This window comes from Serinicoccus profundi (genome assembly GCF_008001015.1).
Lineage (GTDB): Bacteria > Actinomycetota > Actinomycetes > Actinomycetales > Dermatophilaceae > Ornithinicoccus > Ornithinicoccus profundi.
In genome coordinates this window covers 3,459,801-3,475,711 of record NZ_CP042862.1, presented here as the reverse complement: position 1 = coordinate 3,475,711, position 15,911 = coordinate 3,459,801, and the positions used below count along the sequence as shown (strand labels likewise).

General features: G+C 72.6%; 14 protein-coding genes and 1 pseudogene. 6 read left to right on the top strand and 9 right to left on the bottom strand.

Features of this window, described 5'->3' with window-relative positions:
• The first annotated feature begins 197 nt into the window (after window positions 1-197).
• From rpmH to rsmG, 6 genes and pseudogenes are all read left to right on the top strand, one after another.
• The gene (gene rpmH, locus FA582_RS16255; RefSeq protein WP_010147277.1) at window positions 198-335 is read left to right on the top strand and encodes a 50S ribosomal protein L34; all 138 of its coding nucleotides are present in this window, start codon (window positions 198-200) and stop codon (window positions 333-335) included.
• 26 nt (window positions 336-361) lie between these two features.
• Window positions 362-754, top strand: a complete 393-nt coding sequence (gene rnpA, locus FA582_RS16250) for a ribonuclease P protein component (protein WP_010147276.1) — start codon at window positions 362-364, stop codon at window positions 752-754.
• Window positions 751-1,152, top strand: coding sequence for a membrane protein insertion efficiency factor YidD (yidD, locus tag FA582_RS16245; RefSeq protein ID WP_337459772.1), 402 nt, complete (start codon window positions 751-753; stop codon window positions 1,150-1,152). Before rnpA ends, yidD begins: the two co-directional genes overlap by 4 nt.
• A 7-nt stretch (window positions 1,153-1,159) precedes the next feature.
• Window positions 1,160-2,134 (top strand): membrane protein insertase YidC, encoded by a 975-nt coding sequence (yidC, locus tag FA582_RS16240; RefSeq protein WP_010147274.1) that lies wholly within the window; start codon window positions 1,160-1,162, stop codon window positions 2,132-2,134.
• A gap of 64 nt (window positions 2,135-2,198) precedes the next feature.
• Window positions 2,199-2,939 (top strand): R3H domain-containing nucleic acid-binding protein, encoded by a 741-nt coding sequence (locus FA582_RS16235; protein ID WP_010147273.1) that lies wholly within the window; start codon window positions 2,199-2,201, stop codon window positions 2,937-2,939.
• Between the two features lie 4 nt (window positions 2,940-2,943).
• Window positions 2,944-3,633: pseudogene (rsmG, locus tag FA582_RS16230) on the top strand (16S rRNA (guanine(527)-N(7))-methyltransferase RsmG).
• A gap of 89 nt (window positions 3,634-3,722) precedes the next feature.
• Here the strand turns inward: rsmG and FA582_RS16225 are convergent.
• From FA582_RS16225 to FA582_RS16185, 9 genes are all read right to left on the bottom strand, one after another.
• The gene (locus tag FA582_RS16225) at window positions 3,723-4,811 is read right to left on the bottom strand and encodes a ParB/RepB/Spo0J family partition protein (protein ID WP_010147270.1); all 1,089 of its coding nucleotides are present in this window, start codon (window positions 4,809-4,811) and stop codon (window positions 3,723-3,725) included.
• Window positions 4,808-5,581 (bottom strand): ParA family protein, encoded by a 774-nt coding sequence (locus FA582_RS16220; protein ID WP_010147269.1) that lies wholly within the window; start codon window positions 5,579-5,581, stop codon window positions 4,808-4,810. Before FA582_RS16220 ends, FA582_RS16225 begins: the two co-directional genes overlap by 4 nt.
• 482 nt (window positions 5,582-6,063) lie before the next feature.
• Window positions 6,064-6,387 (bottom strand): thioredoxin, encoded by a 324-nt coding sequence (gene trxA / locus FA582_RS16215; protein WP_010147267.1) that lies wholly within the window; start codon window positions 6,385-6,387, stop codon window positions 6,064-6,066.
• Window positions 6,384-7,418, bottom strand: coding sequence for a thioredoxin-disulfide reductase (trxB, locus tag FA582_RS16210; RefSeq protein ID WP_010147266.1), 1,035 nt, complete (start codon window positions 7,416-7,418; stop codon window positions 6,384-6,386). The genes trxA and trxB overlap by 4 nt, the downstream gene beginning before the upstream one ends.
• A gap of 133 nt (window positions 7,419-7,551) precedes the next feature.
• On the bottom strand, window positions 7,552-8,313 hold the full coding sequence (locus FA582_RS16205; protein ID WP_141567579.1) for a hypothetical protein: 762 nt from the start codon (window positions 8,311-8,313) through the stop codon (window positions 7,552-7,554).
• A gap of 255 nt (window positions 8,314-8,568) precedes the next feature.
• Window positions 8,569-9,141, bottom strand: coding sequence for an RNA polymerase sigma factor SigM (gene sigM / locus FA582_RS16200; RefSeq protein ID WP_010147264.1), 573 nt, complete (start codon window positions 9,139-9,141; stop codon window positions 8,569-8,571).
• Entirely contained in the window at window positions 9,138-12,872 is a 3,735-nt protein-coding gene (gene murJ, locus FA582_RS16195; protein WP_147899883.1) for a murein biosynthesis integral membrane protein MurJ, read from the bottom strand. The genes sigM and murJ overlap by 4 nt, the downstream gene beginning before the upstream one ends.
• A complete protein-coding gene (locus FA582_RS16190; RefSeq protein ID WP_010147262.1) occupies window positions 12,869-15,343 on the bottom strand; it encodes a DUF6049 family protein in 2,475 nt (824 codons plus the stop codon). Before FA582_RS16190 ends, murJ begins: the two co-directional genes overlap by 4 nt.
• A 12-nt stretch (window positions 15,344-15,355) precedes the next feature.
• On the bottom strand, window positions 15,356-15,841 hold the full coding sequence (locus FA582_RS16185) for an NUDIX hydrolase (RefSeq protein ID WP_010147261.1): 486 nt from the start codon (window positions 15,839-15,841) through the stop codon (window positions 15,356-15,358).
• Window positions 15,842-15,911: the final 70 nt, after the last annotated feature.

Here is a 15,911-nt window from a genome sequence, read left to right as displayed (position 1 = left end):
CGGCAGGATACGGAGGTTTGTCGCGCGCCACGCTGCACGGTTTGACCGGCGTGGACGCGCTCCCGTACCGTGGAGCAGGCCGTTTTCTCGGCCGCTTTCGCCTGCCCGTGCACGGATCCACTCCCGGGTGCGGGCTTCCGTTGGCGGCCGGGGCGGCGCCGTCGACCAGACCGTAGAGCACCAGACCGGAGTGAGTGATGAGCAAGCGCACCTTCCAGCCCAACAACCGCCGTCGCGCCAAGAAGCACGGCTTCCGCCTGCGGATGCGCACCCGTGCGGGCCGCGCCATCCTCAACGCGCGCCGCCGCAAGGGTCGCTCCAGCATCTCGGCCTGAGCATCGGCACCGCCGGTGCTGCCCTGATGCTCCCGCGCCGTCATCGTCTGACCACGGGCGAGGACTTCCGTTCCGTCCTCCGTGGTCGGGGTGACGGCCGTCGTCGTCATCGGGCAGGCACCGACCTCCTCGTCGTGCACCTCTCCCTGCCCCAGCACCGTCCCGACGCGCCAGTCTCCGCGTCGGTGGACGCCTGCCCGCGGGCAGGTCTCGTCGTGTCCAGGACGGTCGGCAACGCCGTTGTCCGCAACCGGGTCGCGCGGCGGCTGCGGCATCTCCTGGCGAGCCGGCTCTCCGATCTTCCGCCGGGCACGGACGTCGTGGTGAGGGCGCTCCGCCCGGCGGCCACCGCCTCCTCCCAGGAGCTGGGCAGCGCGCTGGACCACGGCCTCGGCAAGGCCCTGGCGAGGCGGGCGTGACGACTCTCGAGGGATCACCCCCCAGCGATGAGCTCCGGGACGTGCACCGCGGCGGTGTCGGACCGGGGGAACGCCGTAGCGTCCTCGCTCGTCCACTGGTGTGGCTGGTGCGGATCTACCAGTGGACGATCTCGCCGCTGCTGGGCCCGGTATGCCGCTACTACCCCTCGTGCTCGGCCTACGGCGTCACCGCCCTGGAACGGCATGGTCCGGTCCGTGGCGGCTGGCTGACCGTGCGGCGCGTGCTGCGGTGCCACCCGTGGGCACCCGGCGGGGTCGACCACGTGCCACCGCGGCGCGGGTCAGGACCCGGCTCCCGCGACCTGCCCGACCCGCCCGGGGACAGCCCCGGGCCAACCACCTCGGTGGGCGGCCACGCCGCGCACCGCCGACCTTGAGGACCCCATGGGATTCTTCGACACGATCCTCTTCCCCTTCATCTGGTTCGACTCGGCCATCCTCGTCGGCTTCGAGTGGCTGCTGACCCAGCTGGGGCTGCCGGACACGAGCGGGTGGACCTGGGTCCTGGCCATCGTCGGACTGGTGGTCACCCTGCGGGCCCTGCTGACCCCGCTGATGATCCGGCAGATCAAGAGCCAGCGTCGGCTCCAGATCGTCCAGCCGGAGCTGATGAAGATCCAGGCGAAGTACAAGGGCAAGAAGGACCAGGCCAGCCAGAAGGCCTTCCAGGAGGAGACCTTCGGTCTCTACCGCGAGGCGGGCGCCAACCCCTTCGGCGCCTGCCTGCCCATCCTCATCCAGATGCCCTTCTTCTTCGCGCTCTTCCGCCTGCTCAACACGGCGGAGACGGTCTCCCGGGGGGAGATCGAGCCGCTCGGCCTCTTCACGCAGGAGCTCGCGAGCAAGATGGCCGGCTCGGAGATCTTCGGCGCCGGGCTGACCTCGACCTTCCTGCACGACCAGGACCTGTCGGCCAAGATCCTCTCGCTGGTCCTCATCATCGTGATGTCGGTGACGCAGTTCATCACCAGCCATCAGCTCATGCGGCAGAACATGTCGGCCGAGGCCCTCAACAGCCCCATGGCCCGGCAGCAGCAGATCCTCATCTACGTCCTGCCGATCGTCTTCGCGGTCACCGGCGTCAACTTCCCGGTGGCCCTGCTCATCTACTGGACGGTCAGCAACTTCTGGACCATGGGCCAGCAGTTCTTCGTCATCCGCAACATGCCGGCCCCCAACACCCCGGCCGAGGAGAAGTACAAGGCGCGGATGGCCCGCAAGGGCAAGGTGGCCACCGGAGTCCAGCTGAAGAACCCCAACTTCATGGCCGAGCGCGAGGCGGCCCAGGCCCAGGTGCAGGAGCGCGCCGCAGGGCAGCGCACCCAGCCCAAGAGCAAGAAGCGGCGCAAGAGGCGCTGAGCCGCACCGGCATACCGGGCGCCCTCGGCCCCGACCCCATCGACCCTTCGAGACAGGAGTGCACGTGAGCACCACGAACGAGACCGAGCAGAGCACGGACGAGCAGGTCGACACCCAGCCAGATGTGACGCACGTCACAGGCCAGGTGCCCGAGGAAGGAGCGCCCGTCAGCGAGGACGGGGAGCCCACCGAGGAGCAGGGACAGGCTGACACCGGGGACGGCCAGGTCGCCGAGGACGAGGCCGGCCCGGCCCCGCAGATCGAGCAGACCGGCTCCGAGGAGGATCGGCCGGCCACGGCGTCCGCCGCCGGGACCCGCTCCACCGGGACCGCCGCCGAGGACCTGGTGCGTGAGGGAGAGGTCGCCGCCGACTTCCTCGAGACGCTGCTCGACATCGCCGACCTCGACGGCGACCTCGAGGTCGACGTGGACGGCGACCGTGCCGCGGTCGCGCTCGTCGACTCCGAGGACGGCGCCGCCCCCCGTCGCCTCGTCGGACCCGGCGGCTCGGTCCTGGAGGCGCTGCAGGAGCTGACCCGCCTGGCGGTCCAGGCGGAGACCGGTGAGCGCAGCAGGCTCATGCTCGACGTCGCCGGGTATCGCGCCGACCGCCGCAGCACCCTGGTGTCCCAGGCCCAGAAAGCGATCGCCGAGGTGAAGGAGTCGGGCGAGCGTCGCGAGCTGGAGCCCATGAGCGCCTTCGAGCGCAAGGTCGTGCACGACGAGGTGCTGGCGGCCGGCCTGTCCTCGGAGTCGGAGGGGACCGACCCTTCGCGCTACGTGGTCATCCTGCCCGCAGACTGACGCGATGTCCGCCAGCGCAGCGCTCGTACCACCCCCTCCTGACCAGGCGCGGGAGATCTTCGGGGACAGGCTGCCCGTCGCGCAGAGGTATGCCGAGCTCCTGGCGACGACCGGCATCACGCACGGCCTCATCGGGCCTCGCGAGGCCGGGCGGCTGTGGGAGAGGCACCTGCTCAACTGTGCGGTCGTCGGGGAGCTCTGCGAGCCCGGGAGCCGGGTCCTGGACCTCGGGTCAGGGGCCGGACTGCCCGGACTCGTGCTCGCCATCGCCAGGCCGGACCTGCAGCTGGACCTCGTGGAGCCGTTGCTGCGCCGGACGACCTGGCTGCAGGACGCCGTGCAGCAGCTCGAGCTCACCAATGTCACGGTCCACCGCGGACGGGCCGAGGAGATGACTCTGTAGGCCCCCATCGTGACGGCGCGGGCGGTCGCCTCGATCGACAAGCTGGTGCGGTGGAGCTTCCCGCTGCTGGTCGAGGGTGGCCGGTTGCTCGCGCTCAAGGGCGAGGCGGCCGCGGGCGAGCTGGAGGCTGCGGCGGCCTTCCTCCGTCGTCAGGGGGTGCAGGCCTCCAGGGTGCACGTGCTCGCCGAGGGAACGCCGACCGGTCCGGTCCGGGTGGTGGAGATCGTGCGGCCGACCGCCACCACGACCACGGCGTCCGCCCGGCGGTCCTCGCGCCAGCGACGTCGCTGACCCAACCCGTCTCAGGTCGTCCCGCGGCGGTCGCCGACCCACCGGCCTCGGGTCGTCCCGTCGCGGTCGCTGACCCCACCGTCCTCAGGTCATCCGGTGGCGGTTTCCCCGTCGCGGCCCAGGAGCTCGAGGATCCGCTCGAGGTCCTCCTGACCCGCGAACTCGATGACCATCTTGCCCTTGCGGCGGCCCATGGAGACCTGCACGCGGGTGTCCAGGCGGCCGGACAGGGAGCTCGCGATCTGCTCCAGCTCCGGTGCCGGCGTCGGGCGACCGGTCCGTCGCCGGGGGGCGCGGTCCTCATCCCCCATCATGACGATCTCCTCGACCGAGCGGACCGACAACCCTTCGGCGACGATCCGCTGCGCGAGGCGCTCCATGGCCGCTCCGTCAGCCAGCCCGAGCAGGGCGCGCGCGTGACCGGCGCTGAGGACCCCGCTGGCGACCCGGCGCTGCACCATCGGCGGCAGCTTGAGCAGCCGGATGGTGTTGCTGATCTGGGGCCGCGACCGGCCGATCCGGCCGGCGAGCTCGTCGTGGGTGCAGCCGAAGTCCTCGAGGAGCTGCTGATAGGCAGCCGCCTCCTCCAACGGGTTGAGCTGAGCCCGGTGGAGGTTCTCCAGCAACGCATCACGCAGCATGTGCTCGTCGTCGGTGGCGCGCACGATCGCGGGGATGGTGGCCTGGTCAGCAGCCCGTGAGGCGCGCAGGCGGCGTTCCCCCATGACCAGCTCGAAGGGCGGTTCCCCGTCGGCGACGGCCGCGGCGTCCGTGGACCGGACCACCACGGGCTGCAGGACCCCGAGCTCGCGGATGCTGCTCACCAGCTCGGCCAGGTCGTCCTCGTCGAAGACGGCACGGGGCTGGCGTGGGTTGGCCCGGATCTGGTCCACGGGGATCTCGGCGAACTCCGCACCCGGCACCGGCGCGAGACCCGAGTCGTCGTCGTCCGTGGGACCACCGTCGGGCCGCTGCTGCGGGAGATCCGTGTCGTGGTTTCCTGTGGAACCATGAGCAGCGTCGGCCTCGGACGGGGTGTGGTCGTCCTCCGTGGATGCGCCGTCAGCACCGGTGCCACGGGGGAAGAAGACGTCCCGCGGCCGGTCGGGCCCGGGCGGGGCCTGCTGCGGGATGAGCGCCCCCAGTCCCTTGCCGAGTCCTCGTCGTCGGTCGGTCATGCGATCTCCTTCTGTCGGCGCATCTCAGCAGCCGCCTCGGCGTAGGACAGTGCTCCCGTGCTGGTCGGGTCGTAGGTCATGACGGTCTCCCCGTGGCTGGGGGCCTCGCTGATGCGCACCGACCGGGGGATCGCCGTGCGGAGCACCCGGTCCCCGAAGTGCTCCCGGACCTGCTCGGCGACGTCGGAGGCCAGACGGGTCCGCCCGTCGAACATCGTGAGCAGGATCGTCGAGACGCGCAGATCGGCGTTGAGGTGCTGCTGGATGAGCTCGACATTCTTGAGCAGCTGGCTGAGGCCCTCGAGGGCGTAGTACTCGCACTGGATGGGGATGAGCAGCTCGCGGGCGGCGACGAAGGCGTTGACGGTGAGGAGGCCGAGGCTGGGCGGGCAGTCGATCAGCACGAGGTCGATGGTGCTCTCGGTCGCGTCGAGGTAGGTCTGCAGGGCCCGACGCAGACGGTTCTCCCGGGCGACCAGGGGCACGAGCTCGATCTCGGCGCCGGCGAGGTCGATGGTGGCGGGGGCGCAGAGCAGGTTCGGGACCTGCGAGCAGGGCTGCACGACCTCGGCGAGCGGGACCCCGTCGATGAGCACGTCGTAGATGCCGGCCGTCCCACTGGTATGCGGGATGGACAGCGCTGTGCTGGCGTTGCCCTGGGGATCCATGTCGATGACGAGCACCCGCAGCCCGGATGCCGCCATGGCTGCGGCGAGGTTCACCGTCGTCGTGGTCTTGCCGACTCCACCCTTCTGGTTGGAGATCGTCACTACGCGCGTCCCCCGCCAGGCCTGGCCCGACGACAGGAAACCGGATGCGTCAGAGGTGGAGGTGGGCGACTCCCCTGACGGCGGAACGGGAGCCGATGACGTGTGACGCGGGGTGACGGACGGAGTTTCCCGTGAAACAGGGGCGTCCGCGCCGGCGGGCGTCGATGAGGTTTCGCGTGAAACAGAGGCATCTGCGTCGGTCGAGGGTGAGGATGTTTCCCGTGGAACGGTGACGTCATCGCGGTTGACCTGCGGCCATCCCAACGCGGTGGGGCGGAAGCCGCTGGTCACGGGGGACTCGTCGTCGTGGCTCGGCCAACCGAGCGCGCCATCATCAGCAGTCATGAGACCCCCATCATCGCCGATGGGGGACCCACCACCAAGTCGCCCCCGGACACGCCACAGCCGTCCACAGGCCTGTGGACAAGCCTCGTGGACGGCAGTGGACAGCCGGGCGCCGAGAGCGGCGCGCGCGGGGTGCGTCAGGCGGTGAAGGGCTCCAGCTCGCCGGCCAGCTTCTTCTTCGGCAGGGCACCGACGATGGTCTTGACGACCTCTCCACCGGAGTAGACGTGCATCGTGGGGATACCCGTGATGCCGTAGCTCTGGGTGGTCTGGGGGTTCTCGTCGGTGTTGAGCTTGACGACCTTGAGCTTGTCACCCCACTCCTGCGAAAGCTCCTCCAGGATCGGGGCGATCATCTTGCACGGGCCGCACCAGGGCGCCCAGAAATCGACGAGGACCGGCCCGTCGTGCTGCAGGACGTCCTCGGTGAACGTGGCGTCGGTGGTGTTGGTGATGCTCATGAAACTCCTTCTCTCACAACGGTTGTGGCCTCGAGGTCAGATGCGGGTGCGTCGTCGAGGGCGGCCAGCCACCGCTCGGCGTCCAGGGCTGCGGCGCAGCCGCTCCCGGCGGCGGTGATCGCCTGCCGGTAGGTGTGGTCGACCAGGTCACCGCAGGCGAAGACCCCGTCGAGGCTGGTGGCCGTGCCGCGACCCCGCACCACGACATACCCCTCGTCGTCGAGCTCGACCTGCTCACGGACGAGCTCGTTGCGGGGGTCGTGGCCGATGGCGATGAAGACCCCGGTGGCGGGCACCTCGCGCTCCTCGCCGGTGACGGTGTCGGCGAGGCGCACACCGGTGAGCTTCGGAGACCCCTGGAGCTCGGTCACGGCGGAGTTGAAGGCGAAGGTGATCTTGTCGTCGTTGAGGGCGCGCTCGGCCATGATGCGGCTGGCGCGGAGCTCCTCGCGGCGGTGGACGACGGTGATGGACCGTGCGAAGCGGCTGAGGAACGTCGCCTCCTCCATCGCGGAGTCACCACCGCCGACCACGACGATGTCCTGGTCGCGGAAGAACGCGCCGTCACAGGTCGCGCACCACGAGACTCCGTGGCCGGAGAGCTCCTGCTCGCGGGGCAGGCCGAGCTCGCGGTAGGCCGACCCCATGGCGAGGATGACTGCGCGGGCGCGGTGCACCGTGCCCTCGGCATCGGTCACCAGCTTGACCGGTCCCGAGAGCTCGACCGACACGACGTCGTCGCGCACGAGCTCGGCGCCGAAGCGCTCGGCCTGCTCACGCATGTCCATCATGAGCTGAGGGCCCATGATCCCCTCGGGGAAACCGGGGAAGTTCTCGACCTCGGTGGTGTTCATGAGGGCTCCACCGGCGGTGACGCTGCCCTCGAAGACGAGGGGGGCGAGGTTGGCCCTGGCCGCGTAGACCGCGGCGGTGTAGCCCGCGGGGCCGGAGCCGACGATGATCACCTCGCGGACCGCGGTGGGGTCGCCACCGACGGGGGCATCAGGCCGGGACAGCAGGTCGATGGTCATGGGAGCCTTCCTCGCGGGGGACGCACAGCGGATCGGTGGGGGCGACGTCTGGGTCAACCGATCCTAGGACCACATTGTTCCAGGGCTGGCCGGGCACGCGGGTCAGCGTCCTGGCGAGGTGGATCTGTGCAGGTCAGGGGGTTGCTGCTCGCCCGGCCGGCTCCACCGGAGCGACCCCCGGCTGCTGGGTGCACGAGTGCGGGACGACCCAGGCTCGGCCGGTGTCGCCGGGTCCGCGAGCGAGCAGCACCACGACCTCGTCCTCGGCGCCACCGCCGGCCTCCAGGCGGGCCGACGCTGCGAAGGTCTCCTCTGCCTCCGGCGCCTCGACACCGCTCCAGCACTGCGTGGCCTGGGCGGGGGTCAGCGAGAGGTCACCGTCGGCGGTGGTGGCGCTCAGGCTGGCCTGTGCCACCGACGCGGCGTAGTCGTCCAGGACGACGACACCGAGGTCGGGCAGCACCGTGGGGGGAACCGTGCTCGTCAGGACCCCGGGGCCTGCGCCGGCGTCGGCGGACTCGCCGGCGGCGTCGTCCTCGGCACGGTCAGCCCCGGGGAGATCCTGCGACCCCTCGGCAGCACCGTCGGCCTCCTCATCAGCGGCGAAGTCCTCGCCGGCCTCCGACGAGGCGGGGTACTGCGCCATCGTCCCGCTGTCGCCGGCGCCGCCGGACCCGAAGAGCTGGGTGAAGGCGATGGTGGTGACCGCCAGACCTGCGGCCGCGGCGGTCAGGAGCCCCAGGGTGCGACCGGGCCGACGGCGGCTCCGCTCGTCGGCGAGGTCGACGACCCGGTCGGCGGAGCCGCTCAACGGGTGCCCGCCCGCGACACCCGCGAGGTGCTCACGCTCCACCTCCAGACGGGTCTGGATCTGGCGGACGAGGTGCTCGGGCATGGGACCAGGGTCCGGAAGTCCGGCGAGCAGGGCGCGGACACCGGTGGGGTCGTGCTCCTGCGCGTCCGGGGCGTGCGAGGGGTCAACGGGCGGCACAGCGGCTCGACCTCCTCTCCTGCGGTCTGCGGGCGATGTGCGGGTGGTGGGGCCCGGCACCTACCGGTGGCCCACTGGAGTACGACGAGCGGCGGCGGGAGGTGGTTCCCTCGCCACGGCGGGCCCGACCGTCGGTGGCCCGGGGTGGGTGGGCGGTGATCATCGGTCCTCCCCTCCGTCGAGGCCGAGCAGGCGAGCCATCGCCTCCCGGCCGCGGGAGCAGCGTGACTTGACGGTGCCTTCGGCGACCTCGAGCACGGCGGCTGCCTCCGCGATGCTCAGCCCGTGCATGTCGACGAGGACGAGGGCCAGCCGCTGCCCCTCGGGCAGGTGCGTCAGCGCCTCCTGGATGTCCAGCCGCACCTCGACGGAGGTATGCCGGTCGCGCGGCTCGACCGGCTCGTGACCCTCGAGCTCCACCGTCGGGCGTTGCCGCCGCAGCCGGTCCAGGCAGGCGTTGACGGTGATGCGGTGCAACCAGGTGGAGACCTGCGCGTCACCGCGGAAGGAGCCGGCCCGGCGGAAGGCGTTGAGGAAGGCGTCCTGGACGGCGTCCGCGGCGACCTCCGGGTCGCGGGTCGTGCGCAGGGCGACCGCCCACATCCGGTCGCGGTGGCGTCGGAAGATCTCCCCGAACGCCTCGTGGTCACCCTCCTGGTGCCGCCGCAGCAGAGCCAGGTCGTCCAGCTCGGCGAGCTCGGCCGCGGTGCTCACGATGCCGGACGGGCTCACCGGACGGTGATCTCGGCCACCCGCACGATCTCGCCCTCCGGGCCGGTGTGCGCGCGGGTGAACCACAGGATGAGGTAGCGGCCGGTCGCCGGCTCGTCCGGGGTGACCGTCCACGACCCCTCGGCGGCGTCGTCGCTGCCCAGCTCGGTGGCGCCCTCGAGGGCGGGGGTGTCCGCCAGGTAGACCGTGCCGCCCATGTCGCCCTCCCCGAGGAGCACCTCGACCTCGGAGACCTCGGCGTCCTCCCCGAGGTCGACCACCAGGCCGGTGCCGCTCTTGAGCGAGCCCCAGTCCTGCGAGAGGTAGGTGTGCGAGGTCCACTCCGTGCCATCGTCTCCGTCGACCGCGAGGGGGGCGAGGTCGTTGCGCTCGTCGCCGTCACCCTCGGGGTCGAAGGAGGTGATGCCCTGGACGGCCACCGGTCGGGAGGGCTCCGGCGCGGCGGCCGTCTGCTCCTCCTCGCCCGCCGGTGCATCGCTCGTCGGGGCACCGGCGTCAGCGTCCTCGGAGGACTGCTGCTCGGTGGGGGAGCTCGTGGCCCCGCCCGCGGGGTCAGGGTCGGTGTCGGAGCCGCCGAGGTTCCGCAGCACGCCCCAGCCGAGGAAGATGGCGATGCCGAGCAGCGCCGCGATGATGACCAGGACCATGGCGGTCTGCGCACCCGTGCCACGCTCGTCGGGCAGGCCGGACCCGTCGGCGGCGGCCCGCGGCGGGGCGGTGGCCGTCGCGGTGCGGGCCTGGTCGGCCCGGGCCTGGCGCGCCTCGCCGCCGCGCAGCAGCCCGCCCATGGTGTCGTCGGCGCGGGCCGGCGGGACGGCCGCGGTCGTCGCCGCTCCGGCGGCGGTCGAGGCCTCGGTGCGGTAGTAGGGGCGGGGGACCTCGTCGGTGGGGTCCGAGGGGGAGGCCTGGCCCTGCTCGCCCTGACCGGAGCCGACTGCCGCGGCAGCGGCCGCGGCTCCTGCGCCGCCTCGCAGCGACTCCTCGGCGCGGACGCCGTCGGGCCGGGAGGAGGGAGGGGACAGCTCGCCCGGCGGCGTGCCGCGCACCATGTCGGCCGACCACGGGGCCAGCTGACGCACGAGCTCCCCCGGGGTGTGCGGTGCGGCGTGCAGGTCCGCCTCCGACCCGTGCGCCAGTCGGCACAGGGCGTCGAGGTCGCCCGGCACCCCGGAGACGAGCTCGGACGGTGCCGGCAACGTGCCGTCGGCCAGTCGGCGGGCCGGCCGCACTCCGGCGAGGTCCTCGCCCGGCCACCGCCCGGTGAGGGCGGTGTAGAGCAGCGAGATGAGGTCGGCGGAGTCGATGAGGGAGGCCTCGTCGGCCGTGACGTCGTCAGTGCCCTCCAGCGCCGAGGCGACGCCGACGCCCGACACCTTGACGGTGCCGTCGCTCGTGCGCAGCACCGAGTGAGGGTTGAGGTAGAGGTGGTGCAGACCGCGGCGGCGGGCGGACTCCAGGGCCGAGGCGCTCTCGCCGACGATGCGCCTGGCCTCCTCCGCGGGCAGCGGGTGCTCCTCGACCAGGGAGGCCAGGGACTCCGCCTCCGACAGGCCCTCCTCGATGATCCAGCACAGGCCGTCCTGCTCGCCCACGTCGAGGACGCGCACGAGGCGCGGGTCATCGACGGAGGCGACGCGACGCGCGCCGTCGAGCACGGCCTCCGCGACCGCGGCAGCGGGACCCTCGGAGGGCAGCACGGTCACCGCGACGAGGCGGCCCAGCGTGCTGTCCTTGGCCGACCAGTACTCCAGCCCGCCGCCCTCCCGCTCGGCCAGCAGCTCGTCGAGGACGTAGCGGTCACCCAGTCGGGTGCCGACCTCGAGCCGATCCATGCTGGTGTCCTTTCGGGGGGGTCCGGGGTGGGAGCGACGGTCGTCCCACCCTAGTGTGCCGTCATCGGCCGCCCGGGCCGCCGTCGCCGCGCCGTGCCCGCGCGCCGTGTCGTGCGCCGCCTCGTCCAGCCCCGCCAGCGAGGACGCGTCGTCAGCCGCGGCGGTGAGGTCCGCCCGCAGCGGGTCGGTGCCGGTGGTGCCGGGGCCGGCCGGTGTGGTCGGGGCGAAGCGCCGGAGGCCGGGTATGCGCCGCAGCAGGGGGGCGGCGACCTCGCCGACCTCGCGTACCCCGAGGCGGTGCGCGAGCACGGCATACACGAGGAGGTAGACGAGGCCCGCGCTTCCCAGGGTGAGGGCCGCGCTGACGAAGGCGTCGACCCCCTGGGGGTCCATGGACGTGGCGTCGACGGGGGCGCCCCGGTCGAGCAGCCGCACGACGAGCCAGGTGGGCAGCAGCGCCACGACGGCGGCACCCGCGGCCCGCAGGTAGGTCCCACCGGTCGCCCGCAGCCCCAGGGCCGGCAGGCGGCGCCGTGCAGCCCACAGACCGAGGATGGCCGCGGTCGTCTGGCCCAGCGCCTGCCCCAGCCCCAGCAGGATCGCGACCCGGCCGGGCGGGGCGAAGGCGGCCACGAGGCACACGGTGAGCAGGACCGAGGTGATGCTCATCTGGAAGAGGAAGGGGGTGCGCGCGTCCTCGAAGGAGTAGAAGACGCGCGAGCAGAGGAGGTAGACGCCGTAGGGCACGAGGCCGACGACCATGGCGATGACGATCGCCGCGACGGCGGCGTGCTCGGCCGGCGTGCTGCCGAAGTAGACGACCCGCACGAGCAGCGGGGCGAGCAGCACCATCCCCAGGGCGATCGGCACCATGGCCGCGCCGAGCAGCCGCAGGCCCCGCGACGTGTGCTCGGCCATGGCGTCGAGGTCGTCCCTGGCCGCGTCCTTGGACAGGACCGGGTAGATGGCGGTGAGCAGCGACAGGGCGATGAGCGAGTGCGGCAGGACGAAGAGGGAGAAGGCGTAGGTGTAGGTGATCTTGCCCGGCGCGTCGGGGACCTCGTCGATGACGTCGCTGAGGAGGTTGGTGACGACGAGCATCCCGCCCTGGGAGAGGGCCATGTCGGCCAGCGCCCACCCGGCCATGACCCCAGCCGTTCCGAGGCCGACCCCGCGCAGGCCCCACCGCGGGCGCCAGCGGAAACCGGTGGCCCGGACCGCGGGCAGCAGCACCAGCGCCTGCACCACGATGCCGAGCGTCGCGGAGCCGGCCAGCAGCCCGATCATCCCGGGGGTCCAGTCCTGCAGCCCGATCGTCCCCGCGTCGGGGTAGCGGCGCATGAAGACGACGATCCCGACGATGGCGATGATGTTGGCCAGCGCCGGGCTCCAGGTGAACGCCGCGAACCGGTGGTGCGCGGCCAGGATCTGCCCCATGACCGTGTGCAACCCGTAGAAGAGCATCTGCGGGATGCACAGGTAGGCGAAGACGACCGCCAGCTGCAGCTTGGGGTCGTCCCAGGCCCAGGAGAGGGCATACACCTTGGTCACCAGTGGGGCTGCCGCGGTGAAGACGACGGTGCCCAGCGCCAGGATGGCGACCGAGAGGGTGATGAGCCGGTCGCTGTACTCCTGGCCCTCCCGGCCGCGGGTCATGGCCCGGGTCAGCTGGGGCAGCAGCAGGACGTTGAAGACGCCCGCCGCCAGCAGGAGGTAGATGGTGTTGGGGATGGTGTTGGCGGTGTCCCAGACGCTGCCGGCCGGGGTGAGGACGCCGATCGCGATCCCGAGCAGGGCCATCCGCGCCATCCCGAGGAGACGGGAGGCGAGGGTGCCGCCGGCCATGATGGCGCTGGATCGGGCCAGGCTCGAGCTGGACCCGGTGCTGCTGCCGCTCACGGCTCTCCTTCGTGGTCGGTGGCCTCGTCCGCGGGTCCCTGTCGGGGAGTCGGGTCGGGGGTGGAGGGGGCGCGGGGCGTCGGCGAGCTGCGCAGCGCGCGGGCGAGCCCCAGCACGAGGACCAGGCCGGCGATGCCGCCGAGGACCCAGTAGACCCAGACGCCGGTGGGCTGGACCCGCACGTCGATGGGCACCGGCTCACCGAGGGTGGTGCCGGAGGGCGTGCTGAGCTGGGCGGTGAGGGTCGTCTGGCCCCGGGTGATGGACCGTGCCTCGAAGGAGACGGAGGCGCGGCTGTCCGCTCCGACGCTCACCGGTCCGGGTTGCCGGATGACCTGCAGGCGCCCGTTGGAGGCGACCACCTCGAGCACGACCTCGTCGATGGCGACGCCGAGGTCGTTGACGACGGTGATGTCGATCTCCCCCTGGTCGGTGAGAAAGTTGACGACGCTCGGGGTCACCCTGATCCCCTGCCGCGCCGTCTCGACGTCGTCGCGGACCTCCGCGCGCACGAGCGACCAGGCGTTCTCCTGCCCCCGCCAGCTGGTGGACCACAGGGTGCTGAGCAGCGGACGCCACGACTCCAGGGCCGTGGTGTCCCGCAGCACCTCCTCCAGGTCCTCCAGGTGGTCGTCGGTGGCGGCCAGGACCTCGGCGCGCTCGGGATCGACCGGGCTGTCACCGGGTCGCAGGACGGAGACGAGGTCCCCGAGCACGCTCTCCTGGGGTCCGACCCCGGTCAGGGCGATCTGCTGCGAGTCCTCGGCCCGGTCGAGGAGCTCCTGCGCGGTCACCGACCGCAGCCACGGGGCCTCGCGCCACCCGTCGCTCACCTGCTTGAGGACCTCGGCGCTGGCCGGCGTGCGCCGAGGGGGCGCTATGACGAGCTCCCGGCTCTGGGTGGGGTCCTCCAGATACGTCGCGAGGGTGTGCGCGAGCAACCGCTGCGCCGCCGCCCCGGCGCCGTGGTCCTCGGCCTCCTCCTGGCTGCGCGCCACCAGGGCGCTCGTCCACGAGTCGGCACCGAGCGCGAGGACGCCGTCGGACCGGCGCAGCGGCGCGGCCCCCCGCCGCGGCAACGCGGCGCTGTCCGCAGTGAAGCTCTCCCGGGGGAGGACGACGACGCCGAGGTCGGCGCCGTCGGCCGACCCGCGCACCATCCCCGCCATCCCCGTGAGGGTGTCGGCGTCGGGAGCGGCCCCGACCGGCCAGGCCACGTCGTGCCGACCGGTGCCGAGGACGAACTGGCCGTCGTCCTCGGTGACGGGGGCCAGCACGTCGCTCACCACGTCGGTCGGCGGGCCCAGCCGGTGTATGACGGTGAGGTCGGGGTCGTGCTCGGGCAGCCACCACAGCTGGTCGTCCGGCAGGCCCGCCAAGGTCGTGGCCAGCGTCGCGACGGACGCGGCGACGTCCGCGTCGTCGGCCTCGGGCGGGTCGGTCGGTGAGGGGGTGGGCCCTGGTTCCTCGGTGGCGACGGCACCGTCCGGGACGGGCGCGGGCACGGTGTCCTCGGACGGTGAGTCGGTGCTGCCGCTGCCGTCGGTGTCCCCGGGTGTCGGAGCCTGCGTGGTCGCGCCGTCCGGAGTGGGGAGGGGGTCCGTGGGCTCGGGTGCCTCCTCCGGGACCTCCTCGGGCGCATCCTCACGAGGGGTGGCGATCCCGGGGGACGGCTGGTGGGCGAGGACCGTGGCCGGGTCCACGACGTAGGTCACCCCCGGGACGTCGAGGTCCTCCAACCAGCCGGTCACCGCGGACTCCGGCCCGATGGCGGCGGCCCAGGCCGGGTCGTGCTGCTCGTCCAGCGGGCTGGTCAGCGCCGGGTCGGCGGGCAGGGTGAGCGGCACGACCCACGAGACGTCGAGCGGCTGCTCGACGTCCACGAGACCACCGCTGGACAGGGTCGCGCGCAGCTCGGCGTCGGTCGCCGCGTCAGTCCCGGCCGCGTCGTCGTCGTCGGCGCGCAAGAGAAGGGGCAGGACGCCGGCGGAGGCCGGGAGGTCCTCGGTGATCGACGCGGGGACCTCGATCTCGAAGGGGACGGCCCCGCCCGCCGGCACGACCGGCCCGACGGCGTCGTCGCCCAGGGTGAGCCCCTGACCCGGAGCGAGGTCGCCGTCGACCCACTGGGCCACCTGGGTGCGGGAGGACAGCGGGGGCCCGGAGACCGTGGCGGTGAGCGTGGTGAGCCGCTGCGGGACCGGCCCGTGGTTGAGCAGGCGGCCGGTGAGGGTGATGTCCTCCCCGGGGGTGAGCACGACGGGGTCGACCTCGTCGAGGAGGACGGACACCGCGCCCGGGTCGGTGGTGCCCGCCGCGTCTGTCGCCGGGGTGACCGGGTCGGCGGCGCTCGCGGTCGTCGGCGCCGCCAGCGGGGTGCTCAGCGCGAGCGCGAGACCGAATGCACGAGCCGTCGTGGGCAGGGTCCGGGGACGCTGCGCCCTGGGTGGGCGACGGGGGCTGGTGAACAACGCCGTGGTCCCTCAGGCGCTCCGGGTGAGTCGGAGCCAGGCCTCACGGGCGATCCGCCGCTCGTTGGGGAAGGTGAGCTTGCGGTGGACCTCCTCGAGCGGCACCCAGATGGCGTCGATCGCCTCGTGGTCCGGGTCGTTGTCGATGGTGAGCCGTCCGCCGGTGGCCTCGAGGAGGTAGTGGTGCACCATCTTGTGGATGCGGTGCGAGGGGGTGGTGAACCAGTACTCGATGGTGCCCAGGGTGATGAGGACCCGCCCCTCGATGCCCGTCTCCTCGGCCACCTCCCGCTCGGCGGTCTGCACCAGCGTCTCCCCGGGCTCGACGTGACCCTTGGGCAGGCACCACTCCACCCGACCGGAGCGGTTGCGGCGCGCGATGATCGCGATCCGGGCCCGTCCCTCGTAGACGTCGATGACCACGCCCCCCGCGGAGGTCTCGTTGACCGACGGCAGCCGTCGCGCGCCCTGCTGCTGGCGCGGAGGCGTGGTGGTCATCCACCCACTGTAACGAGTGGGACGGTGGCCGGACCGGAACGGCGACCCGCCCGGGCGCGGGGCCGATTAC

What these genes read in the sequence shown, in the direction of transcription:
- trxA (WP_010147267.1), bottom strand. Translation starts at nt 6,387, where the DNA reads ATGAGCATCACCAACACCACCGACGCCACGTTCACCGAGGACGTCCTG.
- trxB (WP_010147266.1), bottom strand. Translation starts at nt 7,418, where the DNA reads ATGACCATCGACCTGCTGTCCCGGCCTGATGCCCCCGTCGGTGGCGAC.
- FA582_RS16225 (WP_010147270.1), bottom strand. Translation starts at nt 4,811, where the DNA reads ATGACCGACCGACGACGAGGACTCGGCAAGGGACTGGGGGCGCTCATC.
- FA582_RS16185 (WP_010147261.1), bottom strand. Translation starts at nt 15,841, where the DNA reads ATGACCACCACGCCTCCGCGCCAGCAGCAGGGCGCGCGACGGCTGCCG.
- rnpA (WP_010147276.1), top strand. Translation starts at nt 362, where the DNA reads ATGCTCCCGCGCCGTCATCGTCTGACCACGGGCGAGGACTTCCGTTCC.
- rpmH (WP_010147277.1), top strand. Translation starts at nt 198, where the DNA reads ATGAGCAAGCGCACCTTCCAGCCCAACAACCGCCGTCGCGCCAAGAAG.
- yidC (WP_010147274.1), top strand. Translation starts at nt 1,160, where the DNA reads ATGGGATTCTTCGACACGATCCTCTTCCCCTTCATCTGGTTCGACTCG.
- FA582_RS16205 (WP_141567579.1), bottom strand. Translation starts at nt 8,313, where the DNA reads ATGCCCGAGCACCTCGTCCGCCAGATCCAGACCCGTCTGGAGGTGGAG.